A 24712-nucleotide genomic window follows, 5' to 3' on the forward strand; every position below is an offset into this window, starting at 1 on the left:
AAGTGGCTGCTCAGTATCACTGACTTAAAACATATTTCTATGTAAGTCACTTCACTGATATATATTCTTTGTGCGATTGCTCGCTGCAGAATCTAAACCGTGAGTGCCCACACAGATGATTGATTGCTTATTGTTAAAGAGCAGTGCTGAACCGGTTGAGACCTTGTTCAACAGGAGGCGCATTCTACACTTCCCAGAATTTGTGTCAAGCCGGAGTTTTGAAATTATTTATTAAATCCCCAAATTTCATTCAATTTGCTTCAATTTTGAGCAACCCTGTCGATTACCTAGGTTACTCAGAGCGCATAATCCATATTGAGGTCAATACCTATAAAGCACCTACTCATTGTAAAAGTGATTTTGATCAGCTTTTTCAATTTCCAGAACTGACTTGCATCAGTTGCATTTTCAGAAGGACCATTGCACTCAGCCTGTTCGCATATTGCGTTGTCTCTAATGAACTCCCGGCTGTTAGCCCGATGCTCGTAATCAACCGCTTCTACACCAGGAATATTGGCAAACAACCGCCGTTGCAAAACTGCCAGGATTTTCTCTTTCTCACATAGAGTTAAGGTACAATAGCTGGGATAGGATGTGTGAAATTCAGAATCCGTAATGCTTATGCCATCCACATCACTAAAAAGCCGTATGGCGCAAATGGCACCTGCGGTATCAACCAGTTCTTCACTGTTATAGGCTTATCGTGATTTCTGGCCATTATGCTCTTTGAGTAAAATGCACGCAGACTTTGCAAAAAGCTCCAAACTCAATTCTGGCCAAGAACCTCGTTTTACAACTTCAGCCATCATTAACAGACTTTGAGGCTTACTCAAAAAATCTTGCAGATTTTTTTGCTCAGCTTAGGCCAAAAACTCATCAGCAGAAATGTATCCTGCTGATTTTAAAAAATTCACTTGCTCTTCTCTGTGCAACTGTTTCGGCAAAAGGACAGCCTCCCCGCCGTTGCTCTCAAAATAATTATTGACTACAACAAAATCAATATCGCCAGTCAGTCTCTTTCCCAGTAAGAGATAAATACTTTTGCTTGATTCAGCACATAAGCTTGAGAGCTATATTATCGATTACTGAATCATCGTTTCGGCTCGGTCTTTTTTCATCAAGACCATCAATGAATAAATGCTGATTGGATAATTGCTCAATCCGGAAAACTAGGCATGAAAGAATAGGCAGAAATTTACCATTGTATATGGAAGCAGCAGACTTAAATGAATGTGCTTTTCCTGCGCCAGGTTCCCTGAGTAAAATAACAGTTGAGTGCTGCAAAAACTGAGCAAAAGTACAGATATTACTATCTGCATGATTGAGATTTTTCTATACCTTTTACAATTTCAACATAGCGATTCAGCGTTCAAATTTCTTGTCTTGGGCATGCTCATACTACAGCAAATACTACTTTTGCCAGAAAACGGAAATCGTAATGTTAGAGACAAAAAAACTTAAGTCACATGTCAACTATATGGCAAATTACCGACTGTCTGTAACGGAGCCTATATAGGCTTGATTTTTAAAGTATTTTTCATGTAATACAATAATAGCATCCTATCGGTCATACCAAGTTATCAAAAATTAATACCCAATGGCGGATGTCCGGCATGCGAATTTAACTTTTTTGTTTCTTTGACCAAAAACTCACTTGGTGATGAGGAAAAGTTTTCTTTGGATTACATTGGCATTACTCAATACTAGCCATGAAAAACAAAAGCCTGCCCTCAGTTAATTTTAAGTTTTGACATGCGTCTTGGACACAATTATTGGACACAAAATTTAGCCGTAAGCATCTGACTTCAAATATTAAAATATGGGTGTGCATTGAAAAATCACGTTTTAGATGGACACAAGAAGACACAGCTTTTCAGCCGTTTTTGAAAACGTAAGTCATTGATTTTCCACGGTTGGCCGGGCACTCTTTGTGAAATTTTGGTTAACAGAATTTGAGTGGCTATTTGATGAAGGATTGTGTCCATGCTGACACCCGGCCTATTTAAAGAATTGGCACAGTTTGGACACAAATGGGTCCAGCTGTGTCCAAAAATGCAGAAATACCGCGTTTTGAAACATAGCATTTTTAGCATAAAATTTAAGTAAATCATATGGATACATCAATAATAAAATGGCGGAGCGGACGGGACTCGAACCCGCGCCCCCCCGGCCTGACAGGCCGGCTATGCTTTAACAGAGAGCAACAGACTGAACTGCTGTCGCCAGACAGCCCTTACAAATTTTAGTTAAAAAAAAACCAGCTCAAGGCTGGTTGATTTTTTACTGATCTTTACAGCAGTAAAATGGCGGAGCGGACGGGACTCGAACCCGCGACCCCCGGCGTGACAGGCCGGTATTCTAACCGACTGAACTACCGCTCCGCACTGGAGTGAGCTTACGCTCTAATGGCTTGCTTGCTGAATTGGCGGAGCGGACGGGACTCGAACCCGCGACCCCCGGCGTGACAGGCCGGTATTCTAACCGACTGAACTACCGCTCCGCACTGGAGTGAGCTTACGCTCTAATGGCTTGCTTGCTGAATTGGCGGAGCGGACGGGACTCGAACCCGCGACCCCCGGCGTGACAGGCCGGTATTCTAACCGACTGAACTACCGCTCCGCACTCAGACAAACTATAAATGCTTAAGTGGCGGAGCGGACGGGACTCGAACCCGCGACCCCCGGCGTGACAGGCCGGTATTCTAACCGACTGAACTACCGCTCCGGAATCAGACAAACTATAAATGCTTAAGTGGCGGAGCGGACGGGACTCGAACCCGCGACCCCCGGCGTGACAGGCCGGTATTCTAACCGACTGAACTACCGCTCCGGAATCAGACAAACTATAAATGCTTAAGTGGCGGAGCGGACGGGACTCGAACCCGCGACCCCCGGCGTGACAGGCCGGTATTCTAACCGACTGAACTACCGCTCCGCACCAATACACAGCAGCATTTTCAATTGGGTATGCTGCGTTGCGGCGGGAATAATACGGATTCACCAGTGGGCCGTCAACGACTTTTTTGCCGCTTTTGTTTATTCCTTAATCATCCGGTAAAGAAAGTTCCAGAATGTCGTTCGACTTGCTGTTTTTTTGCCCTGATGCACTGGTTTTTACTTCATTCGCTCCGAGCATAGCAAGTGTGTCGAGGTCCATAGAATTATTCTTTTTCGCGAACAAGGTCTTAAAAGAACGATCCGTAGCGACCATCCAAATCGCAAAACCACCACCACCTAAGATAAGAATATTAGCCAGAATCACTAATAACCAAGGAAAAGCGGTCTCTTCTTCCACCGCTGAGACAAGATCAGCACTCTTTAATATTTCTTGTTGAACCGGGAGTGGGGCTTCTACCTCTATTGTTGCAACTCCAGCTTCAGGCTCTATCACTTCTGCCACAAAAGAAGCCAGAGGCAAAGTGATCACAATATCTCGGCCTGTCACAGTCTGAGCAAACAAAGTGCTCTCGACTTTATAAGTCCCGCTGGCGTAATTGACTATCTTTAACTTTTTATCTACTTCAACACTCTCACCCAAAGTGAAACTTTGTATTTCATTATTTGGAAAACTGATCTTGCCCTGCAAAGCAACAGATTTAGGATTAATCATCGGATCTGTGACTTTAAACGTCAGCCAGTGTAGATCTTCAGCCTTTGTTGCTTGCGTCACTTCGTAGCTAATGGGGCTTTTATGCAAGATCACCGCTTCCTGTTCTACTTCACGAGTATATAGCGGCGTTTTTACTACAAACTTGGGCACCCATTGTCCGGGTTTCATATCCAGTCTAAATTCACCAGTAAAAATACCATCCCTTGGTTTTTCATCAAAGTTGCGACCATCATCAGCCAAAGTCGTCAGTTCAATTACACCTGCACCAAAATTTTCATGCTCTGGGTTATTACTGCTGAGGAAAAGTACATCAAGCCGCAACAAATCTCGGAAGTCTTTTGCCACTATGGGCTGCCCACCGTTAGTTAGTGTGGCAGTAACTTTGATGGTTTCGCCAACCATCAGATGATCGGGCAAAGTGGCCACATTTAACTCTATATCGGTCAAAACCATAATTTTGCTTTCTGGCAAAATCTGGCCCAGCGCTTGCCAGGGACCAGGAGTGGGTTTCTTAATTTTAATTAAATCGTAAGTTTTATCGTCATACCATTGAACATCCTGATCATTGGCATTAATGATATTCAGTTTACTGCCATCAGGTTTGACCAAAATAACGGACGCCGATCCTCGCTTGCGGAAAAATACCATAGTAATTTCTTCCACTTCGTAATCGATACGGAATCTGTTCTCAAACAGAGGGATCTGATTTTTGGCTGGTAAATCTGGCAATAAGCTTAAACCTATCGGATCTTCCGAAGGTTCGGTAATGGCTTCTGTAGTAACAGTATCCTGCGCTATCAATTGCAAGCTGACACAGAGCAAAAAAGCATAAATTAACTTCGCCACAAGCAACTTCCTCCTTTTTTCTGCACCAGATCCAGACGCTGCTCATGCGACAGTAGTTCAGCTTCTGAAGCGAAAACAACAGGTAAACGACTGGTCCGTTGAAGTTGACCGACCACTACATTCTGCTGAGCGGCGGCTTGCTCGTCATTTGCCAAGTTCAGGCTAACCTGCCCACCTGTCATCGCCAGATACACATCAGCCAGAATTTCAGCATCCAATAGGGCGCCGTGTAAAGTACGGTGGCTGTTGTTAATGTCGTAGCGACGGCATAAAGCATCGAGGTTGTTTTTCTGCCCAGGATGGGCTTCACGCGCCATTTTCAGCGTATCCAGTACACCGCAAATATCAGTGACAGGTGAAAGTGCTGGACGCAGCAGATTAAATTCGTGGTTGATAAAGCCGACGTCAAACGCCGCGTTATGGATCACCAGTTCAGCACCAGCTATATAGTGACAAAATTGCTGAGCTACTTCAGCGAAACGGGGTTTGCCAATTAAAAACTCATTGGTAATACCGTGAACCGCTATGGCTTCCTGATCAATCAACCGATCCGGTTGCAAATAGACATGGAAATTATTGCCAGTCAGCCGACGATTTATCAGCTCCACGCAACCAATTTCTATGATCCGGTGGCCTTCCTGCGGGCTTAAACCTGTGGTTTCGGTGTCTAGTACTATCTGTCTTTTCAGCATTCTGATTCGTGTTCTTAGCGCTTTTGCGTTAGATTATACGCCGATTTCAGTTGTGGGAAGCATCGATGCGTAAACAAGTAGCAATCTATACAGACGGTTCTTGCCTTGGAAACCCCGGACCAGGCGGTTATGGTGTGGTTTTGCGCTATCAGCAGCACCAAAAAGAAATGTCTGGCGGCTATACACAAACAACCAATAACAGAATGGAATTACTGGCAGCTATTGTTGGTCTGGAAAGTTTAAAACAGCCCTGTGATGTGGACTTAACCACAGACAGTCAGTATGTTCGCTTAGGTATTACGCAGTGGCTGGCCAACTGGAAAAAAAACAACTGGAAAACCAGTCAAAAAGAACCAGTAAAAAATCAGGATTTATGGCGCCGCTTAGATGCCGCTTGTCAGGGGCATAAAGTGAACTGGCATTGGGTCAAAGGCCATGCCGGACACCCGGAAAACGAACGTTGTGATGAGTTAGCAAGAGTCGCGGCTACCCACAATGCCACAGAAGTGGACACAGGTTTTCAGGCCTCATCATAAAAAGAACACAGGTCAAAGTAATGAAAGCTCAGTACCCATCAGCAGTATAGAAAAGTTTTTCCGCAGCCATAACTTTGGATTTTAAGTCGATAAAACACTACCACGCAAACCGCTTTGCCCTCATTAACCTCTGTCAGCTAATCAGTTTCAACCTGATCAGACATCAGCCAGTAATGGCTGATAAAACCTGTGGCGCTTTGCAGCAAGATCGGTGCCAGGCTACAGGCCATAGCAGCAAATATTGGGATTGTTGTGGCCGCAAGCAGCAAGGGCACAATTAAAAAACCGCTGACTACACCAATCCAACCAGTCAGCCTAGCTAAAACCATCGCCAGCAAAGCCCGCAGTAATAATGCGATAAAGCTGATTTGAGCCGCAGCACCTGGAGACTATCGAGTTTTTTCCGGCAACCGCACTAAATTTACTTACACTGGCACGGTAAGAATACAACGCCACCAATAAGCCAACACTTTTTAACTCCAAGCCACCAGATTGACCCGCTTAAGTAGTCTGGGGGCGCTTACGCGCGACAAGCCATGTCTGCCGCGCGCAAGCAAAAAGCCCACAGTAGCTGGCTTTTTATTTACACAACAAACAGCTTATTCAGCTTTTAATAAAGCTTCCACTTCTTTGACAAAATCGGCATCGTCTGGCGATACTTTACTGCCAAAGTGCTTGACCTGTTGTTCATCGTTGCTGACCAGATACTTATTAAAATTCCATGATGGCTTTTCACCTGTTTTGGCGATTAAAGCTTTAAATACCGGGTTCACGTCATCACCACGCACTGCGCTGGTGGCAAACATAGGGAAAGTCACTCCGTAGTTGATGTAACAAACTTCGGCGGTTTTTTCGGCATCGTCATGTTCTTGCATAAAATCGTCAGAAGGGAAACCCAATACCACTAAACCCTGATCTTTGTATTTCTCATACAATCCCTGCAAAGCAGTAAATTGAGGAGTAAAACCACATTTACTGGCGGTATTCACAATCAATAAGGTTTTACCTTTATAGGTTTCACATAAATCCAGAGTTTCTTTTTTACGTAACTGCGGCAGTGAATGGCCCAAAATTTCGCCACAGCTATTGGCAAAAGCCGCACCGCTTGCGCTAAGCAGCAGTGCTGCGGTCAGAATTTTCTTCATTGTTTTCATTATTAGCTCCTGTTAGTAGATGATGTGAACCGTTACGGGCCAAGTCAGATATTGGATCTGAGCGGTAATAACAGACCGTTCATCAGAGGCCGTTATTTCACGCCGATATAAAATTCATGCAGAGACAAAAAAGGCGACTTGCGTCGCCTGTTTCATTTGAAAATTTTATTGCACTAAAGCCAAAGCTTCTAAAATTTCACGCGGCTCAACTTCAGGGCCATTTAAGGACTCATCCCAGTTAGTGCCGATCAGTACGCCGTCGTCGTACATTTCTTGCAACCAGCCTTCACAGAACACATCCAGTGGAATAGCTTCTGGCTTATAGTCAGACCATTCTTCTGAACAGTGCACTAAAGCGGCTTCCTGACTAGACCAGAATGGCATCACGTCTGTATCTTCAAAATCGACTGACTCCACCACTAACAAATCTTCGCCGTTAGCTAAAGTCCAAACCACACCATGGGTTTTGGCTTCCGCAATAAAATTTTGAAACACCGGATCATGTGAATATTCGCCCATGGCAACCACCTTTATCTGAACTATTAGTTTAATTGCCACTATTAGAGCAGAAAACCAAATTAAAGACGAATTAAAATGCCCTTTCCTCTCTGGTGCAGTTCCCCTGTTTTTTAAAAATAACGTACAATTGCCGCATTCTAACCAACAAGATGAGTGACTCTTATGGCTCAGTATATTTACAGCATGTATCGCATGTCGAAAGTAGTGCCGCCAAAACGCACTATTTTAAAAGACATTTCGCTGTCGTTTTTCCCAGGTGCAAAAATTGGTGTTTTGGGTTTAAACGGTTCAGGTAAATCCAGCTTGCTGCGCATTATGGCAGGTGTGGATACAGAGTTTGACGGTGAAGCCCGTCCTTTAGCTGGGATCAATATTGGTTATCTGCCACAGGAACCTCAGCTTGACCCGGAAAAAACTGTGCGTGAAGTAGTAGAAGAAGCAGTTGCTGATGTAAAAAACGCTTTAACCCGTTTGGATCAGGTCTATGCCGCTTATGCCGAAGAAAATGCGGACTTCGACGCTTTAGCCCGCGAACAAGGCGAGCTGGAAGCTATTATTCAGGCCAAAGAAGGTCACAACCTCGACAATATCCTCGACCGTGCTGCAGATGCGCTGCGTCTGCCACAGTGGGATGCGCTGATTAAGCATTTATCTGGTGGTGAACGCCGTCGTGTCGCGATTTGTCGTTTGCTGTTAGAAAAACCAGACATGCTGCTGCTGGACGAACCTACTAACCACTTGGACGCTGAATCTGTGGCCTGGTTAGAACGTTTCCTGCACGATTACACAGGCACTGTTGTGGCTATTACCCACGACCGTTATTTCCTCGATAACGTCGCAGGCTGGATTTTAGAGCTGGACCGCGGTGAAGGTATTCCGTGGGAAGGTAACTACTCGTCCTGGTTAGAGCAAAAAGATGCCCGTCTGGAGCAGGAAGAACGCAGCGAAAACGCGCGTCAGCGTTCTATCAAACAGGAATTGGAATGGGTTCGTACCAATCCAAAAGGCCGTCATGCCAAGAGCAAAGCCCGTATGGCTCGTTTTGAAGAACTGCAAAGCCAGGACTTCCAGAAACGTAACGAAACCAACGAGCTGTTTATTCCGCCAGGACCTCGTTTAGGCGACAAAGTGCTGGAAGTGAAAAACCTGCGTAAAACCTTTGGCGACCGAGTCTTGATTGACGATTTAAGCTTCAGCATTCCAAAAGGTGCGATAGTAGGTATTATCGGCCCGAACGGTGCAGGTAAATCGACGCTGTTTAAGATGATCACCGGTATGGAACAAGCGGACGGCGGTACTATTGAAGTGGGTGATACAGTTCAAATCGCCAGCGTTGATCAGTTCCGTGACAGCATGAACCCTAAAAATACCGTATGGCAGGAAATCTCCAACGGTCAGGACATTCTGCAGATTGGTAACTTCCAAATTCCAAGCCGTGCTTATGTCGGTCGCTTTAACTTTAAAGGCAACGATCAACAGAAGTTTATTGGTGACTTATCCGGTGGTGAGCGTAACCGTGTGCATTTAGCTGCACTGTTAAAAGCCGGCGGTAACATGCTGTTACTGGATGAACCAACCAACGATTTGGACGTGGAGACTTTACGTGCTCTGGAAAACGCCATCCTCGACTTCCCTGGCTGTGCCATGGTGATCTCGCACGACCGTTGGTTCCTTGACCGTATTGCTACTCATATTCTGGATTACCGCGACGAAGGTAAAGTGAACTTCTTCGAAGGTAACTATTCAGACTACGAGACCTGGATGAAAGCGACTTACGGCAGCGATGCAATGCAACCGCACCGCATTAAATACAAAAAGATCTAACCACTGGATAGATCGAAAAAAGGGAGTAAAGCCAGAGCTTTACCCCCTTTTTTATTTATACAGCGTTTTTACACTGCGTCTTCGTTTTCTTCGCCGGTACGGATACGAATAACCCGTTCCACGTCAAATACAAAAATTTTGCCATCACCAATACGGCCTGTTTGCGCTGTTTTGATAATCACATCAATGCAACGTTCCACCTGATCGTCCGCCAGAACCAGTTCGATTTTTACCTTAGGCAAAAAGTCGACCATATACTCAGCACCGCGGTACAGTTCGGTATGACCTTTTTGACGGCCAAAACCTTTGACCTCAGTCACTGTCATACCGGTGATATTAATATCCGCCAGAGCTTCCCGTACATCGTCTAATTTAAAAGGCTTAATTATAGCTTCAACTTTTTTCATGACTACCTCAGCGCTGTTTCCGCATCCACGATGTGATGGGGTATCTTCTGTCTTTACCAAAGTTGCGGCTGGTCACTTTTGGACCTACGGCCGACTGGCGTCTCTTGTATTCGTTAATGTCGATTAAATTCAACACTCTGCGTACTGTAGCTTCATCATAGCCCATAGCTACTATAGCGGGCATCGATTTGTCGTGCTCCATATAAGCTTCAATCATCGCATCCAAATCATCATAAGGCGGCAGATTATCCTGATCGGTTTGATCCGGAGCCAGTTCAGCAGAGGGTGCTCTGTCTATCACTCGCTGTGGGATCACTGGCGAAATGCTGTTGCGATACTCAGACAAACGATACACCAGTGTTTTTGGCACATCTTTAATAACGGCAAAACCACCACACATATCACCGTACAAAGTACAGTAGCCTACAGCGTTTTCGCTTTTATTGCCCGTGGTCAACAGCATACGGCCTGTTTTGTTCGACATCGCCATCAAGAGTACACCGCGAATACGGGCTTGCAGGTTCTCTTCTGTGGTGTCTTTGCCCCGGCCTTTAAACAGCGGCGTAAGCTCTTGCATAAAGCTGTTGTACATAGGCTCAATAGAGACTGAATCAAACTCAACGCCCATCACTTCGGCCTGAGCTTTGGCATCCTCCACACTCATCGACGATGTATAAGCAAAAGGCAGCATCAGGGCTTGTACTTTGTCTGCCCCAATTGCATCAGCCGCTATCGCCAGTGTTAAAGCCGAGTCGATACCACCTGATAATCCAAGCACTGCGCCTGGGAAACCGTTGTGCTGAATATAATGGCGGGTGGCCATCACTAAAGCGGCATAGACTTCAGCTTCAACAGACAAGCGAGGGGCAAGCTCGACATGGCCATAATGCTGACCCCGGGCCGCCAAATTGACTGTTGCCAGTTCGCTCTCACAGGCCTTACCACGAAACAACAATTGAGCATCCGGACTTACCACTAAGGACTGACCATCAAACACCAACTCGTCCTGTCCTATCACTTGATTAACATACACAAAACCTAAATGCAGGTGTTTGGCCAGGGTTTGCAATAAGTCTTCACGCTGCTGGCCTTTGCCTATTTCATAAGGCGAGGCATTTAGTACCAAAGCCCAATCCGCACCTTGCTCTTTGGCCAAAGCGGCCGGAGCGCCTTGCCAAACATCTTCGCAAATCAGCACGGTAAAACGTTGGCCTTTTAGCTCAAAACAACAAGCTTCTGTGCCTGCGGTAAAGTACCGTTTCTCGTCAAAAACACCGTAATTGGGCAGCGCTTGCTTGTAATAACGCGCTATCACTTCACCTTTTTGAATGACAGATGCTGCGTTATACAAGGCTTTACCATCGCGCCATGGGTGACCGACAACCAGCGTATTTGGCAGTTTAGCCGCACAAATCTGCTGCAGGCTTTGTTCTACCAGCAATTGAAAGTCGGGCCGCAGCAATAAATCTTCCGGCGGGTAGCCTGTTAAGGTCAGCTCAGGAAATAACAACAAGTCGCTTTGACTGCCCGTGGCAATCTCAAGCACTTTTGCGGTGTTTTGCGCTACAGCAGCCACAATAAAGGGCTGCTGTACCAGGGTAATAGAGACAGCAGAGGACATCTGAACCTGCACTAAAGGATGAATAAACTGCCGCTATGGTAGCGATTTTTGCTGCCAGACTCAATCAAGCAGCTGCAGTTGCTGTATTTCATTTGCGACTTAGCCAATTAACATAAATGCAACTAAACTTGATTTGGGCCTGTATCTGGAAGGATAACATGGTGCGACATAACCGCCTTAGCACAATACCATCAGCTTTTAGTTTGCTTGAACTGCTTTTAGTCTTGGCTATTGTGGGTATAGTCTCAGCTACAGCTCTGCCTGATTTGAGGCAGGTTTGGCAACGTTTTCAGGCAGAACACTTTATGCGGCAGCTGAGTCAGCATTTAGCTTACGCCAGAGTTCATGCGATAACCCACCAAAAACAAGTGCAAATATGCCCACGCTATGGCCTATTGTGCAATTCAGACTGGAATTCGACCGCCATACAGTTACACCAAAGGGCTTTGAACTCCGGGCAAGATGTGTTACTTCGAGAGTTGAGACATCCGATTGACAGTCATCAGTTGTTTTATAACAGACCATCGCTGCAATTTCGTCGCGATGGTAGCCTGGATTTTTTGGAGTCAGGCACCTTTGTCTACTGCAGTAAAGAGTCTTACCACTGGCACTACAGATTAAGTATCAGTCAAGCCGGTCGTAGCCGTTTATGGCAAGAAAATACCCCCTGCCCTTATCAAAAAGTCCAACAAACTGAATCTGGTTCACTAGTTTTTTGACCATAATTATTCAGTGAAAATACCTGACAGCTCTTATCTTCTGATTGAGCTTGCTGCGCCTGAGCCCTCAATTCGTAACCTTGCTCTGTTACCACAGCACTGACCGTATAGCGGCCCGACTCTGTTGAAAACTCATTGGCAGGAAAACCAAGCTCTGTTAAATCGGCGCTATATCTGTACTGATCCACCAACAGCATTTCCTGCAAAGCAGCTACTTTTAATAGCGTCTGCATAGCTTCTGCTCTGTAGCTTTGTAATACATAGTCTTTATAACTGGGCAACAAAATTGAAGTCAGAATACCAGTGATAGCCAAAACTGCCAGCAACTCAATCAAACCCAGACCTTGGTTCCTGAGCTTCATCAGTAGACCCCCTCTTCGTTCTGGTAAGTCCCCATCAATTGCCAACGCGGGAAGCTGCTTTTTTGCAGCGGCTTACTGCAATAGGTACAATTTGGACTGATCTCTAGCAGGTTGTCGATCAGCACCTGCTGATGGTTTTGTTCAATCAATACGAAGCCTCCTTCCTTGTTAGATTTAATCACCAGAGCACCTGCAGATCTGTCTAAAGGAAAAAGTGGCTGGCGATAAACCGGAGATGCATGGTGTAAATGCAACGCCATAAAAGCGGAGTAGCTGTGTTCAATACTGCAAAAATGCGCAGGATCCTGAGTTAAGACTGTCAGATATAGCACGCCAGCAGCCACTATAGGAGGCTGCGTCAAACGGCCAGTTAAACGGCTAGACCAACCATCTTTTTGTTGTATTAGCTGCAATTCGTGGTCAGTTAAAGCGATCAACCCTGACGTCACTGCTAAAGTTCGGTCAACAAAATCGTAGACGTCCGGCACTGCACTCTGTTTCGGTTTTAATACTACAAAAATACTCTTCTGTCGCTGTAAAAGTCCGAGAAGTACCAGCCATTGACTTCGTCTGGAATGAAAATCAGCGCCTGAACCACCAATAGGAACAGCGGCATACAAGGTGCGGATAAATTGTATATCACTGGGTTGAAACCCCGACAAATCAGCGACAGGCGTAATATCATGAAATCGATGATTCTCCATTTTAGCCTGCCATATCTGTCCGGCTCTGCTACTAAAAATCAAACTGTCAGGAATGGAATCCCTGTTTTGATCATAAGCCGTCATAGCCCCAGATAAATCATAAATCGACTTTGGCATCTTTAACAGGCCTTGCTGCTTGCCTGTATATGCATCCACCTTATAAACCAAAGCTTTCTGCTCTGTTACTCCGGTATTTGCTAACAAAACAGATAAAGATGAAGTGTCAGATACCCGATGTTGCTCTCTGAGCATTAAGGGCTGCGATGCAGTGCCTGCCAAGCCCTCAAAACCAGTTACATCAGCACTGACAGACCATAAAAGTTCGGGTAAATGCAGAGGACTAAGTCGTAACGCAAAATACGACGGACTCTGATTACTGGTGCCGCTCACAAGAATAAACTGGCCATGTTGCCCCAGCTCCTGTTCATTGAGAAGCAGAGGTTGATGTACTTGTCTGTCAGGCTGGCCTAATTCAGCCTTAAGCTGCGATAAGAAAGGTAATAAGCTCCAGGGGAGCCACCAGACTGTTTCGTCACGCTCATCATTCGATTCAAATTTAAGCACACCAGCGTAACTGACCACAAAATAGCGCTGAGCTACATAAGCGGGCAGCGGCTGACTCTGCGCATCTGTCGTGCTACAGGACAATGCCTTGAGCTGGGCAGAGAGATCATCCAACCATTGCTTAGTCTGCTGTTGACTAAGTGACAAATGTTCTGAAAGAGCATTGTGCTGTTCCTGTTCCATTTCAGTTAGTTTCACCGAGCCAAAACCAGGCATATGGCTCCAATAGCTGTCGGCTTGGAGTGGCTGAACATAAAATAGCAACACCAATAAACATCTACAAACTACCATTCCGGCCCCCTTCAAGCAGAGATTTTCTGACGAGAAAGCTGGTCACACTGTGCTGATGCTGGAACGATGCCTCACTAGTGCGAAGCTGGTGCCATTCGCACTGAAAAGAAAGATCACTCCAGGCGGCATAAAACGCAGGGCAAGGAGCCAGAACAAAATCGGCTGATTCGATAGTACCCTGTTGCAACAATTCGAGTTGTTGCGCATGTTTGCTTTGAGTCCGCAGCTTTAACTGAGCAGACAAAGTGGCACTGGCAGACAACTTTTGACTCAAGCTGGCTTGAACCAGCATTGGTAGACTGATGCTACTTAAAATCAGAATTAATATTAAGGTCGTAACCAGAATAAAACCTCTAGAACTCAACATCATAACGACCTCCTTTTATAAGCGTGTGTTGCTAAATGCCACAGAACTGCTGACTAACAGGCGTCGAAACGGATCCGAAGGGGCTTTAAACCACTCATGTCCCATCTGATAAAGCTGGTTGTTTTGGTAACTAAAGTCTTCATCTATACTGCGTAACAGCAGATAAAACTTAATATTTATAATGCGACGGTTTTGCTGCTTCCAATGCTCCGGCAGCATTTGCGCTGTACTCAGGTAATAATCGACCTGACCATCTAAATTTGCATCCAAGCCAAATTCAAAATGCATCCTCTCCACTCCATCCAGAATGGAGTCGACAGACATCACAGCTTGCCCTGCAGCATTGCGGATCAGACGTTTACGCATTAACACTGGTATTTTCTTATCATTATGCCTTTGCTCAGCAATGTAAAAAACCTGATGACTAAAAGGCCAATACAGTGAATCTGGCACTAATTCAGCACTAGAGCTGGTGACAAAACTGCTAGCCGCAGCAGAGTTTTCGAAATAAAAGCGGTTCGCTTTCATCTGAGTGGCAGAGACGCTGTTCCCAACGATACGTTTTAATTGCAGTAACTCCGATCCAACCTTGGCCTGACTTAAACAGTTCAAAGTATTCTGAGTCTTAACTTGTTCTGCATAAAGAGTTAAATAAGATTGACCTTGTATTGGAAAACTACCAACGTCGACCCCAGCTACACAATCACCCAAGACGGGAGGTAACTGGTGTGAAGTTGAGGCCAGATCGGCCAGACTACGACCAGCAAAAAACATCATATTTGGTAGCTCAGATTGGAACAAACTCAGCAACATCTGACTATTTTGCTGCAATTGCACCAGTTGTTGGGTTTGTCGATTGGATTGCTGCGTAGCAAACAAAGTCCCCAGCAAAAAGCTTGTTAGTACTAAACCTAAAGTTAGACTTATCAGTACTTCCAGCAGGGTGAAGCCGCGCACTTCAAGGAGCTACCACAGAAAGTTGTGATCTGTTGGGTGACAGGTCACAAACAGAGGCGGGGCGCTGAATCTCTGCCTTTATCTGAGAACGCCAACTTAGCTGCACTAATAGTTCAGAAGCCTGTTGACGAATGCAGACTGCAGGCTGCTGCAGCAACCGTAAACTGTGACTATCGCCTGAAGCGGTTAAAGTGCTATAGAGATGAAATTGACTCAACTGCTGCGAATCGCAAGCGTAACTTTCAGTGCAAGCTATGGTTTCAGGTATACCCCAAAGCGGATGCACTCCCTCGTAATCTCCAACTCTACTGTTATGACTTGCCATACGACTTGTCAACTCTGTTGCAAGCGACAAAGCAATGCTTTGTTGGGTAGCCATGATCACTTGTTGCCTTGCAAACAGAGACAGACTCAAAGCACCCAGAGCTGTAAGGCACAGTAATAATAAACTGACCAGAACTTCGATTAAGGTAAAACCTGAGGCATTCGGCATAACCTGGCGCCCATGAAAGTCTGTTTACTTTAAATTTATATCCGTTCCTTAAAAGGTCAAATCTTACCAGCACTTTTTCACAATGGTCGCACCAGTGCCAACTTTGAACTCTATGAAGTTGCCCTGCTTACCTAAATGCTGAATTCGAGGATGCAGCGAATACCTATTCGATCTGGCATCAAAGCATCAGGAAGGACAGACCCTAGAGTGTTGATCAAGCACCAGCACCGAAAGCTCAGAGGAAAGACGGATAGTGGAGACCTTACTAATGGGTATAGACCTGAATTGCAAAGACTTGTGTACTCTTTTTGCCAGTAGTTGTGGAGCTCATTCTGGCATCAAAAACGCAAAACCTAGTCCTATTGAACAACTTTGCGTTCACAAACGCTTAGATAAATCCTTATTGCGACTGGATAGCTACTGGCAGGATCCGGGAGCTAAGCTAGCTGCTGCGACAAAAGCGTTCTTTCCCCGAGAGCTTTACTGATTTAAACAATACCTGATAACCCACTGATGCAAGCTGAACTAGCAGACATCAGTGGTGAATAACCCCAACCTGAGATGAGCAACACCACTCATCACCTTTGTTCAGGCTAAATAGCGCGGTAACTTGACCAAATAATTGCGTTAGCGAAGCTCTGCCGGCACGGCAAAAATTACGTTTTCTTCACGGCCAGGGTGCTCAATGACTTGTTTGCCACCCCATTCAGTCAAACGCTGCACCACTTGCTGCACCAGCACTTCAGGCGCTGAAGCCCCTGCAGTTACGCCGACAGATTTAACCTCTTTTAACCACTCCTGCTGAATATCAGCAGCGGTATCAATCAGGTAAGAACGGCAGCCCATCTTTTCAGCCAGCTCACGTAATCGATTGGAATTACTGCTGTTTTTAGCACCCACCACCAGCAACAATTCTGTTTTGGCGGACAGTTCACGCACCGCATCCTGACGGTTTTGCGTGGCATAACAAATATCGTCTTTACGTGGCCCTTCAATATCAGGGAAACGTGTGCGCAGAGCGTCAATCACATCGGCCGTGTCATCGACAGATAAAGTAGTCTGACTGCTGAAGCATAACTGCGCAGGATTTTTCACCTGCAGTTTTTCAACGTCTTCGACCGACTCGACCAGGTAAATACCACCTTCAGCATTATCGTATTGGCCCATAGTGCCTTCGACTTCAGGGTGCCCGGCATGGCCAATCAAAATACATTCAATGCCTTTACGGCTGGCGCGGGTGACTTCCATATGCACTTTGGTGACTAAAGGACAAGTAGCATCAAATACCTTCAAACCACGCTGTTTGGCATTTTCACGCACGGCCTGCGACACACCATGGGCACTAAAAATGACGATGGCATCATCCGGCACTTCGTCCAGTTCATCAACAAATACAGCGCCGGCACGACGCAAGCCGTCTACCACAAATTTGTTATGCACCACTTCATGGCGCACATAAATAGGTGGCTCGTAAATTTCCAGCGCACGGGAGACGATGCTGATAGCTCGGTCGACACCGGCACAAAAACCGCGTGGATTGGCGAGTAAGATATCCATACTTAATTGATAACCTGTACGATTTCAACATTAAAGGTCAGAGTCTGACCTGCCAGTGGATGGTTAAAATCCACAGTGACAGACTCACCCACTACTTCGCGAATAAGACCTGGTAGCTCAGAACCGTCTGGCATAGCAAAACCAACGATCATGCCGACTTTTGCCGGAGCATCAGATGAAAACTTACTGCGGTCAACATAATAAATATTGTCAGGATTGGGCATACCATAAGCATCTTCAGGTGCCAACGTAAAAGTACGTTTATCGCCAGCCGCCATACCACCTAACTGAGCTTCAAAAGCGGGCGACAAACTACCGTCCCCCATTTGCAGTTTGGCCGGTTTGTTATGCACCCTTGTGCTTTCAGCGGCACTGCCATCGGATAATTTAATATCAAAGTGAAAAATCACAGTACTACCTGGACCTATGATCACTGTTTGTCTCCTGAAGTGGCTTTCTGGGTTTCGCTGTCGTTGGTAAAGCTATCCCAGATCAGTAAAACTGCACCGATACTAATAGCGCAGTCGGCGATATTAAAAATAGGGTAATGCCAGTTCTGGTAAAACACATGCAGAAAATCAACCACGTAGCCGTACAGGCTTCGGTCGATTAAATTGCCAATAGCGCCGCTGATAATCAGGCTCAGTGCTAAGGACAACTTCAGCTGAGCTTTAGGCAGACGGCTTAACCACACAGCCAGTACGATACTGACGACTACAGCGATCACTGTAAATAACCAGCGCTGCCAGCCACCTGCATCACCTAAAAACGAAAAGGCTGCACCATAGTTGCGGGCATAAGTGAAATTAAACACCGGCAACAAAGACACGGATTCGCCCAGACTGAAGTTCTGAATAACCCAGACTTTGCTCAACTGGTCAGCGACCAGCACCAACAGCACCAGCCACCACCAGCGCCAGCCGGTTTCTTTGAATAGACCCGTTTTAAATAACGCCCCCTCAAATAAACGCATCAGGCAAACTTCCTCACTTCACCAGCACCTTCGACGTTATCAACGCAGCGCAGACAAATCAGCGGGTGCGCCGGATTCAGACCCACATCGTGTCTGTGGTGCCAGCAACGGTCACACTTAGGCGCCGTAGATGCATTCAGCACCACAAAGAGGTTGTCCATTTCAGTGGCTACTGCATCAGCAGGAGTAGCGTCGCTGGACACCACAGCAGTAGAAGTTAACAAGGCAAAACGTAACTCATCGCCGATAGAGCTCAAGTCTGTTGCCAGTTGGCCTTTGGCATACAAGGTCACTTCAGCTTGTAATGAAGCACCAATTTTGCCATCACGACGCCCTACTTCCAGCACCTTGTTGACTGCATCACGCACTTCCAGCAGTTGTTGCCAGAAGGCATCATCAAACTGACCAGCAGGTAGCGTATCTAAACCCTGATACCAGACTTCAGTAAAGACAAACTCGCTATGCTGACCTGGCATCACTTCCCATATTTCCTGAGCAGTAAAACTCATGATAGGCGCCATCCAGCGCACCATGGCTTGCACCACATGGAATAATGCAGTCTGGCAGGAGCGACGGGCTAAACCATCGGTTTTTGCCGTGTATTGACGGTCTTTAATGACGTCTAAGTAGAAACTACCCAATTCCACAGTACAGAAATTCATTAGCTTCTGGCTGACCTGATGGAACTGATAGTTCTCATAGGCATCGACAATTTCCTGCTGTAATTTGGCAGCACGTTGCACCAGCCATAAATCCAGCTGCACCATCTCTTCAAATGGCACCAATTGTGTTTCTGGCTCAAAACCTTTTAAGTTCGCTAAAAGGAAACGGGCTGTATTACGAATACGACGGTATTTGTCGGCAGCACGGTTTAAGATTTCATCAGAGACCGTCATCTCTGAGGTGTAGTCCGTAGTTGCTACCCATAAACGCAGGATATCGGCGCCTAACTTGTTCATCACGTCCTGCGGCGACACCACATTGCCCAAGGACTTGGACATTTTGCGGCCTTCACCATCCACGGTAAAACCATGGGTCAGCACTTGTTTGTATGGCGCATGGTGTTTAATTGCCACACCAGTCATCAGAGACGACATAAACCAGCCGCGGTGCTGATCCGAACCTTCTAAATACAGGTCAGCCTGAGTAGCGCCATGGAATTCCGCGCGAGGCTCAATCACACAAGCGTGAGTCACGCCTGAGTCAAACCAGACGTCAAGCGTGTCTGTCACTTTGACGTATTGAGCCGCATCAGCGCCCAGCAAAGTTTCAGCATCTAAATCAAACCAAGCCTGAATGCCAGACTGCTCCACTAATTTCGCAACCTGCTCCATCAAAGCCTGAGTATTTGGGTGCAGTGCACTGGTGTCTTTATCAACAAACAGAGCAATAGGCACACCCCAGGTACGCTGACGGGAAATACACCAGTCCGGACGACCCGCCACCATATTTTCGATACGCTGCTGACCCCAGTCCGGGATCCAGCGGGTTTTACCAATTTCTTGCAGTGAGGTGCTACGCAGGCCTTTTTGTTCCATGCTGATAAACCACTGCGGCGTAGCACGGAAAATAATAGGAGTTTTATGGCGCCAGCAGTGCGGATAGCTGTGCGTTAAGGCTTTATGCACCAGCAATTTGCCCGCTTGTTTTAAAGCTTCAACCACAGAGTCGTTGGCTTTAAACACATGCTGACCAGCAAAAAGTGGTGTATCTGGCAGGTAGACGCCGTTGGCGCCTACAGGGTTAGCCACTTCTAGGTTGTACAGCTTACCTACAGTAAAGTCTTCCGGACCATGCCCAGGCGCAGTGTGCACAGCACCAGTACCAGAATCGGTCGTGACGTGATCACCTAAAATCACCGGCACTTCAAAGTCGTACAGTGGGTGTTTTAACTTCACCAGCTCCAGTGCCTGACCTTTGCAGAAGCCTAAATTGTGGTAATGCTCTACACCAGCGCGAGCCATCACAGCTGTGACTAAATCTGTGGCTAAAATTAAACGCTCAGGGCCATTTGGCCCTTGTTCGACTTGCACCAGGCTGTAATCAATTTTTGCATTCAGCGCTACAGCGCGGTTGGCTGGAATAGTCCAAGGCGTGGTCGTCCAGATCACAACAGACACAGGGCCAGAGCCGGTATGACCTTCAGGGTGATCGAATTTACTCACATCAGCTTCGTTCACCAGGGTGAAACGCACATCAATGGCTGGTGATACTTTATCCTGATATTCCACTTCAGCTTCAGCCAAAGCAGAACCACAGTCGGTACACCAGTGCACTGGCTTAAAGCCTTGCTGTAAATGACCGTTGTCGATGATACGACCTAAAGAGCGGATGATATTGGCTTCGGTAGTGAAATCCATAGTGCGGTAAGGATTATCCCAATCGCCTAACACGCCTAAACGGATAAAGTCGACTTTTTGCGCTTCGATTTGCGTCAGCGCGTAATCACGGCATTTTTGACGGAACTCAGCAGCGCTAAGCTTCACGCCTGGCTTGCCGTATTTCTTTTCAACCACCAGCTCAATTGGCAGACCATGACAGTCCCAACCCGGCACATAAGGGGCATCAAAGTCTGACAAGGTCTTGGCTTTGACAATCATATCCTTGAGGATTTTATTGACCGCGTGACCAATGTGAATGTTACCGTTGGCGTATGGCGGGCCATCGTGCAGGATAAAGGTTTTTTTACCTTGTTTGGCCTGACGAATTTTCTGGTACAGATTTTTTTCTGTCCAGTTGGCTAACATCTGTGGCTCACGCTGCGCAAGGTTGGCGCGCATGGCAAAAGCCGTGTCCGGTAAATTCAAAGTCTGCTTGTAGTCAGTCATCCGTTGTTGTTCCGTCTTCATTAAGTTTAAATTCGTGTCGCTTTGCAACTAGCTTAAGCCGTTGGCAAAGCAAAATAATTGCGCGCCTGCTGCGCATCTAATGCAATTTGTTGCTGCAACTGCGTAAGGCCTTCAAAACGCTGCTCCGGCCTGATTTTCTTTTTTAAAATCACTTCAATCTGCTGGCCGTATAAATCGCCGTTAAAATCAAAAAAATGCGCTTCAAGCTGCTCTTTTTTGCCCTGTAACGTCGGTCTGGAACCGATATTAGCAACGCCATGGTAACAGCCCATTTGGGTCACAGCTTCAATGGCATACACACCACGTACAGGTAAATTTTTACGATAAAGCCAGACATTGGCCGTTGGGAAGCCCAATTGGCGTCCTACTTTTTCACCATGTCGTACCCGCCCCATCAATGAAAAAGGCCGGCCTAACATTTGTGCGGCCTGGTCCAACTCATCACGCTCCAATACCTGGCGAATTAAGGTGCTACTGACCCGTTGCTCATTTTGTTTCAGGCTGGCTGTGCTGCCCAAACCAAAACCATGCAAAGCTGCAGCTTGCTGCAACAAAGTAAAATTACCAGCACGATTTTTACCAAAACAAAAATCATCGCCGACAATCAGATGCTTTACACCGAGTTTATTCAGCAATAAATCCTGAATAAACTGCTCGGGTTCCTGACTGGCAAAGTCTATAGTAAAAGGCACACAAAGCATGCGATCCACGCCTTGTTGTGCCAGCCAGTGGTATTTTTCCCGGAAGCGGCATAACCGGGCTGGTGCAGCTTCCGGGTTAAACAACTCTAATGGCTGGGGTTCAAACACCATGACAACTGATGGCAGATTTAACTGAGCTGCAATAGCTTTTAGCTGCTTCAATACCGCCTGATGCCCCAGATGCACACCATCAAAATTGCCGATAGTTAAGACGCAGCCCTGATGTTTGGGTTGTATCGTATGTAAGGCGCGAATTAACTCCATCCGGTGTTCTTACTCTGCTGCTTTCAAAAAGTGCCCGATTATAACTCTATAATCAATTGCTTTCAGCATTTGTCTGGCGTTTAAAATCGTTCAAACGAACACCAAACACAAAAAGTAAAACAAAGTAGGCCACAATAGCAAAAGCAAAATAAGCCAATAAATGCAGTATCTGGCCTGACAAACCTAAAGCTATCCAGCCTGTCAGATCCGGCATCACATAAAATAAGCAACCCGCCATCAGAGCAGCAGCGATAAAAGCTTTAGCAATAAACCAACTGGTTTTGCTGCTGAAACTATAGATGTCGCGCTGCTTTAAACCTCGATAAAGCAAATACGCATTTAAAGTACCAGATAGAGCTGTGGCTAAGGCCAGGCCGACGTAACTTAAAAAAGGTGCCAGCAGCAGGTTAAACACCATATTGGCCACCATAGCGATAATGGCAATTCGTACCGGCGTTTTAATGTCCTGACGCGCGTAAAAAGCCGGTGCCAGCACTTTAATCAGCATCAGCGCAACTAAACCCGTGTTGTAGGCAATCAAACTGTATGAAGTTTTCACCACATCATCAGCGGTGAACTCGCCACGCATAAAGACCGAGGCAATAATAGGCTCAGCCAGCACTATTAATCCCATCATCGAGGGAATACCAAACAAACAAATAAAACGCACAGCCCAATCCAGCGTGTATTTAAAGGCTTCTTCGCTGGCTGCTGCGTAATGACGCGACAAGCCAGGCAAAATTACAGTCGCTATGGCGATACCAAATAGGCCCAGTGGAAACTCCAGTAAACGGTCAGAGTAATACAACCAACTGACAGCACCTGTGACTAAAAAGGACGCAATAATGGCATCGAGCAACAAGTTAATCTGACTGACGGAGACACCAAATAAAGCTGGGATCATTAAAGTGCGGATTTTTGTCACATTGGGATCTTTCCAACCCCAGCGTGGCATCACCAACAATCCGGCTTTGGCTAAAAACGGCAACTGAAACAGAAACTGAATTAAACCACCTAAAAACACGCCCCAGGCAATGGCTTCAGCTGGGTTCTGCATCTGTGGAGCTAAATAAATAGCTGCCCCTATCATGGCAATATTTAAAAATACCGGTGTAAAAGCTGCGACGGCAAATTTGTTATAAGTGTTCAGCACAGCGCCAGATAAAGCGACAAAAGTGATAAACCATAAATAAGGAAAAGTGATCTTGAGCAGGAAACTGGCCTGCAGGTATTTATCGCCTTCAGCGGCGCCGGCTAAATAATCGCTAAACCAACCAGCGCCAAATAACATCATCAGCACAGGCGAACCAATCACAGCAACTAAAGTGACCCCAGTGACTATCACACCAAGAGTACCAGCAGCCTTAGCAATGAGTTCACGTACCGCGTCATCGCCATGCTTTTCTTTTACTTCAGCCAATACAGGCACAAAAGCTTGCGAAAAGGCTCCTTCAGCAAACAAACGTCGCAAAAAATTTGGAATACGATTGGCCATAAAAAAAACGTCGGCCATAGCGCCTGCGCCCAATACATTAGCGACAATCACATCACGGACCAAGCCCAATACCCGTGAAATAAGAGTCATAAAGCTTACGATCATGCCCGATTTTAATAATTTTCCTGACACAGACTGCTCCTGCAACGACATTTCTGCTATTTTCACCCGAGTCAGAGTGGATTACCAGCGAAGGGCTGATTTTATTCTGTGATCTGTCAAGGAAACCATTTGACAAGGGCCTACAAAATAGGCATATTATGCGGCCTTTAAAGGTCCCGGTTTAGTTTTTAGGAGTGTTACCTTGGCTAACATCAAGTCTGCTAAGAAGCGCGCTATTCAATCTGAAAAGCGTCGTCAGCAAAACGCAAGTCAGCGCTCAATGATGCGTACTTTCATGAAGAAAACATACGCTGCAGTGTTAACTGCTGACTTAGCTGCTTCACAAGAAGCGTTCAAAAAGATGGTTCCAATTTTGGATCGTATGGCAGACAAAGGTCTGATCCATAAGAACAAAGCTGCCCGTCATAAGTCACGCTTAAACGCACACGTTAAAGCTTTAGCTACTAAAGCCGCTTAATTTCAATAAGCTGTTGTTCACAACAGCTTATTGTGACAGTGCAATAAAAAAACCACCGCAAGGTGGTTTTTTTATTGGTCGTTTCATAACACTTCAGGGCTCTAGGCTTTGTTATCACAATAGAGCTTGTGCAATAACCCAATCAAAGCCACAGCCTCGTCACTATGGATACGATAAAATACAGTTTGGGCTTCCTTTCGGGTTTTCACTAATTTTTGCCGTCTAAGCACAGCAAGATGCTGAGACAAAGCCGATTGACTTAAACCCAATTTATCATTCATCTCTGTCACTGATAATTCAGATTCTAATAAGTAGCATAAAATTAACAAACGGCGTTCATTGGAAACCGCTTTTAACAGCTTTGCAGCTTGAGCTGAATTTTTCAGCATTTCTTCCAATTTCATTTTTCTGCTTCTGCCAGATAAAAATAACATTATGCTACTGCCCTGCCAGCTTACACAATACGATCTATTCTCATTTGTCGTATTTCAGCCTGTGACTGACTCATAGTGCATAACGAAAAAGCTACGCAAACAAAAATGCAGACAACAGTCCATAAAATCACGCCGAACTCCCAACTTTGGTTTTTGGTCGCAACCTGTCCGATGTTTCTGAAACAGTCATGCTA

Annotated in this window: 23 protein-coding genes and 6 tRNA genes; 4 read left to right on the forward strand and 25 right to left on the reverse strand. The window is 45.9% G+C overall.

Annotation, left to right across the window (positions count from 1 at the left end):
- Positions 1 to 2304: 2304 nt before the first annotated feature.
- From EMM73_RS17460 to dnaQ, 8 genes are all read right to left on the reverse strand, one after another.
- Positions 2305 to 2381: transfer RNA gene (locus tag EMM73_RS17460), tRNA-Asp, on the reverse strand.
- A gap of 42 nt (positions 2382 to 2423) precedes the next feature.
- A tRNA-Asp gene (locus EMM73_RS17465) sits at positions 2424 to 2500 on the reverse strand.
- Between the two features lie 42 nt (positions 2501 to 2542).
- Positions 2543 to 2619 (reverse strand) — tRNA-Asp (locus tag EMM73_RS17470).
- A 28-nt stretch (positions 2620 to 2647) separates the two neighbouring features.
- Positions 2648 to 2724, reverse strand: a tRNA-Asp gene (locus tag EMM73_RS17475).
- A gap of 28 nt (positions 2725 to 2752) precedes the next feature.
- Positions 2753 to 2829: transfer RNA gene (locus EMM73_RS17480), tRNA-Asp, on the reverse strand.
- 28 nt (positions 2830 to 2857) lie between these two features.
- Positions 2858 to 2934, reverse strand: a tRNA-Asp gene (locus EMM73_RS17485).
- A 108-nt stretch (positions 2935 to 3042) separates the two neighbouring features.
- Positions 3043 to 4455, reverse strand: a complete 1413-nt coding sequence (locus EMM73_RS17490; RefSeq protein ID WP_186435282.1) for a TIGR03503 family protein — start codon at positions 4453 to 4455, stop codon at positions 3043 to 3045.
- Entirely contained in the window at positions 4443 to 5147 is a 705-nt protein-coding gene (gene dnaQ, locus EMM73_RS17495; protein WP_127688092.1) for a DNA polymerase III subunit epsilon, read from the reverse strand. Before dnaQ ends, EMM73_RS17490 begins: the two co-directional genes overlap by 13 nt.
- Positions 5148 to 5212: 65 nt before the next feature.
- Between dnaQ and rnhA the strand changes: the two genes are divergently transcribed.
- Complete coding sequence (gene rnhA, locus EMM73_RS17500; protein ID WP_127688093.1) at positions 5213 to 5683, forward strand: ribonuclease HI; 471 nt, start codon at positions 5213 to 5215, stop codon at positions 5681 to 5683.
- 137 nt (positions 5684 to 5820) lie between these two features.
- Here rnhA and EMM73_RS17505 read toward each other — a convergent pair whose 3' ends face one another.
- The 3 genes from EMM73_RS17505 to EMM73_RS17515 form a co-directional block, all read right to left on the reverse strand.
- Positions 5821 to 6012, reverse strand: coding sequence for a hypothetical protein (locus tag EMM73_RS17505; protein ID WP_127688094.1), 192 nt, complete (start codon positions 6010 to 6012; stop codon positions 5821 to 5823).
- 270 nt (positions 6013 to 6282) lie between these two features.
- The gene (locus EMM73_RS17510; protein ID WP_127688095.1) at positions 6283 to 6837 is read right to left on the reverse strand and encodes a glutathione peroxidase; all 555 of its coding nucleotides are present in this window, start codon (positions 6835 to 6837) and stop codon (positions 6283 to 6285) included.
- Positions 6838 to 7002: 165 nt separating this feature from the next.
- Positions 7003 to 7356 carry a DUF2750 domain-containing protein gene (locus tag EMM73_RS17515; RefSeq protein WP_127025572.1) on the reverse strand — a complete coding sequence of 118 codons (354 nt, stop codon included), beginning with the start codon at positions 7354 to 7356 and terminating at the stop codon, positions 7003 to 7005.
- 162 nt (positions 7357 to 7518) lie between these two features.
- On the opposite strand from EMM73_RS17515, the gene ettA reads away from it, so the two are divergent.
- Complete coding sequence (gene ettA / locus EMM73_RS17520) at positions 7519 to 9180, forward strand: energy-dependent translational throttle protein EttA (protein ID WP_127688096.1); 1662 nt, start codon at positions 7519 to 7521, stop codon at positions 9178 to 9180.
- Positions 9181 to 9248: 68 nt separating this feature from the next.
- On the opposite strand, the gene glnB is transcribed toward ettA, so the two are convergent.
- Both glnB and EMM73_RS17530 read right to left on the reverse strand, forming a co-directional pair.
- The gene (glnB, locus tag EMM73_RS17525; protein ID WP_127688097.1) at positions 9249 to 9587 is read right to left on the reverse strand and encodes a nitrogen regulatory protein P-II; all 339 of its coding nucleotides are present in this window, start codon (positions 9585 to 9587) and stop codon (positions 9249 to 9251) included.
- Positions 9588 to 9594: 7 nt separating this feature from the next.
- A complete protein-coding gene (locus tag EMM73_RS17530; RefSeq protein ID WP_127688098.1) occupies positions 9595 to 11208 on the reverse strand; it encodes an NAD+ synthase in 1614 nt (537 codons plus the stop codon).
- 158 nt (positions 11209 to 11366) lie between these two features.
- On the opposite strand from EMM73_RS17530, the gene EMM73_RS17535 reads away from it, so the two are divergent.
- Positions 11367 to 11927, forward strand: coding sequence for a GspH/FimT family pseudopilin (locus EMM73_RS17535; RefSeq protein WP_186435283.1), 561 nt, complete (start codon positions 11367 to 11369; stop codon positions 11925 to 11927).
- Here the strand turns inward: EMM73_RS17535 and EMM73_RS17540 are convergent.
- From EMM73_RS17540 to murJ, 11 genes are all read right to left on the reverse strand, one after another.
- Positions 11885 to 12289, reverse strand: coding sequence for a type IV pilin protein (locus tag EMM73_RS17540; protein ID WP_127688100.1), 405 nt, complete (start codon positions 12287 to 12289; stop codon positions 11885 to 11887). The two genes, EMM73_RS17535 and EMM73_RS17540, sit on opposite strands and share 43 nt — an antisense overlap.
- The gene (locus tag EMM73_RS17545; protein WP_127688101.1) at positions 12289 to 13848 is read right to left on the reverse strand and encodes a hypothetical protein; all 1560 of its coding nucleotides are present in this window, start codon (positions 13846 to 13848) and stop codon (positions 12289 to 12291) included. Before EMM73_RS17545 ends, EMM73_RS17540 begins: the two co-directional genes overlap by 1 nt.
- Complete coding sequence (locus EMM73_RS17550) at positions 13835 to 14218, reverse strand: hypothetical protein (protein WP_127688102.1); 384 nt, start codon at positions 14216 to 14218, stop codon at positions 13835 to 13837. Before EMM73_RS17550 ends, EMM73_RS17545 begins: the two co-directional genes overlap by 14 nt.
- 12 nt (positions 14219 to 14230) lie before the next feature.
- Positions 14231 to 15172, reverse strand: coding sequence for a PilW family protein (locus EMM73_RS17555; protein ID WP_127688103.1), 942 nt, complete (start codon positions 15170 to 15172; stop codon positions 14231 to 14233).
- 1 nt (position 15173) lies between these two features.
- Complete coding sequence (locus EMM73_RS17560; RefSeq protein ID WP_127688104.1) at positions 15174 to 15665, reverse strand: prepilin-type N-terminal cleavage/methylation domain-containing protein; 492 nt, start codon at positions 15663 to 15665, stop codon at positions 15174 to 15176.
- Positions 15666 to 16292: 627 nt separating this feature from the next.
- On the reverse strand, positions 16293 to 17222 hold the full coding sequence (gene ispH / locus EMM73_RS17565) for a 4-hydroxy-3-methylbut-2-enyl diphosphate reductase (RefSeq protein WP_127688105.1): 930 nt from the start codon (positions 17220 to 17222) through the stop codon (positions 16293 to 16295).
- Positions 17223 to 17224: 2 nt separating this feature from the next.
- Positions 17225 to 17656 carry an FKBP-type peptidyl-prolyl cis-trans isomerase gene (gene fkpB / locus EMM73_RS17570; RefSeq protein ID WP_127688106.1) on the reverse strand — a complete coding sequence of 144 codons (432 nt, stop codon included), beginning with the start codon at positions 17654 to 17656 and terminating at the stop codon, positions 17225 to 17227.
- On the reverse strand, positions 17653 to 18195 hold the full coding sequence (lspA, locus tag EMM73_RS17575) for a signal peptidase II (RefSeq protein ID WP_127688107.1): 543 nt from the start codon (positions 18193 to 18195) through the stop codon (positions 17653 to 17655). The genes fkpB and lspA overlap by 4 nt, the downstream gene beginning before the upstream one ends.
- The gene (gene ileS / locus EMM73_RS17580; RefSeq protein ID WP_127688108.1) at positions 18195 to 21023 is read right to left on the reverse strand and encodes an isoleucine--tRNA ligase; all 2829 of its coding nucleotides are present in this window, start codon (positions 21021 to 21023) and stop codon (positions 18195 to 18197) included. Before ileS ends, lspA begins: the two co-directional genes overlap by 1 nt.
- A 53-nt stretch (positions 21024 to 21076) precedes the next feature.
- The gene (ribF, locus tag EMM73_RS17585; protein ID WP_127688109.1) at positions 21077 to 22009 is read right to left on the reverse strand and encodes a bifunctional riboflavin kinase/FAD synthetase; all 933 of its coding nucleotides are present in this window, start codon (positions 22007 to 22009) and stop codon (positions 21077 to 21079) included.
- A gap of 52 nt (positions 22010 to 22061) precedes the next feature.
- Complete coding sequence (gene murJ, locus EMM73_RS17590; RefSeq protein WP_127688110.1) at positions 22062 to 23636, reverse strand: murein biosynthesis integral membrane protein MurJ; 1575 nt, start codon at positions 23634 to 23636, stop codon at positions 22062 to 22064.
- A gap of 172 nt (positions 23637 to 23808) precedes the next feature.
- Between murJ and rpsT the strand changes: the two genes are divergently transcribed.
- Positions 23809 to 24084 carry a 30S ribosomal protein S20 gene (gene rpsT / locus EMM73_RS17595; protein ID WP_008900529.1) on the forward strand — a complete coding sequence of 92 codons (276 nt, stop codon included), beginning with the start codon at positions 23809 to 23811 and terminating at the stop codon, positions 24082 to 24084.
- A gap of 101 nt (positions 24085 to 24185) precedes the next feature.
- Here rpsT and EMM73_RS17600 read toward each other — a convergent pair whose 3' ends face one another.
- Complete coding sequence (locus tag EMM73_RS17600) at positions 24186 to 24488, reverse strand: ArsR/SmtB family transcription factor (protein ID WP_127688111.1); 303 nt, start codon at positions 24486 to 24488, stop codon at positions 24186 to 24188.
- Positions 24489 to 24712: the final 224 nt, after the last annotated feature.

This window comes from Rheinheimera sediminis (genome assembly GCF_004005375.1).
In the GTDB taxonomy this organism is placed as follows: domain Bacteria; phylum Pseudomonadota; class Gammaproteobacteria; order Enterobacterales; family Alteromonadaceae; genus Pararheinheimera.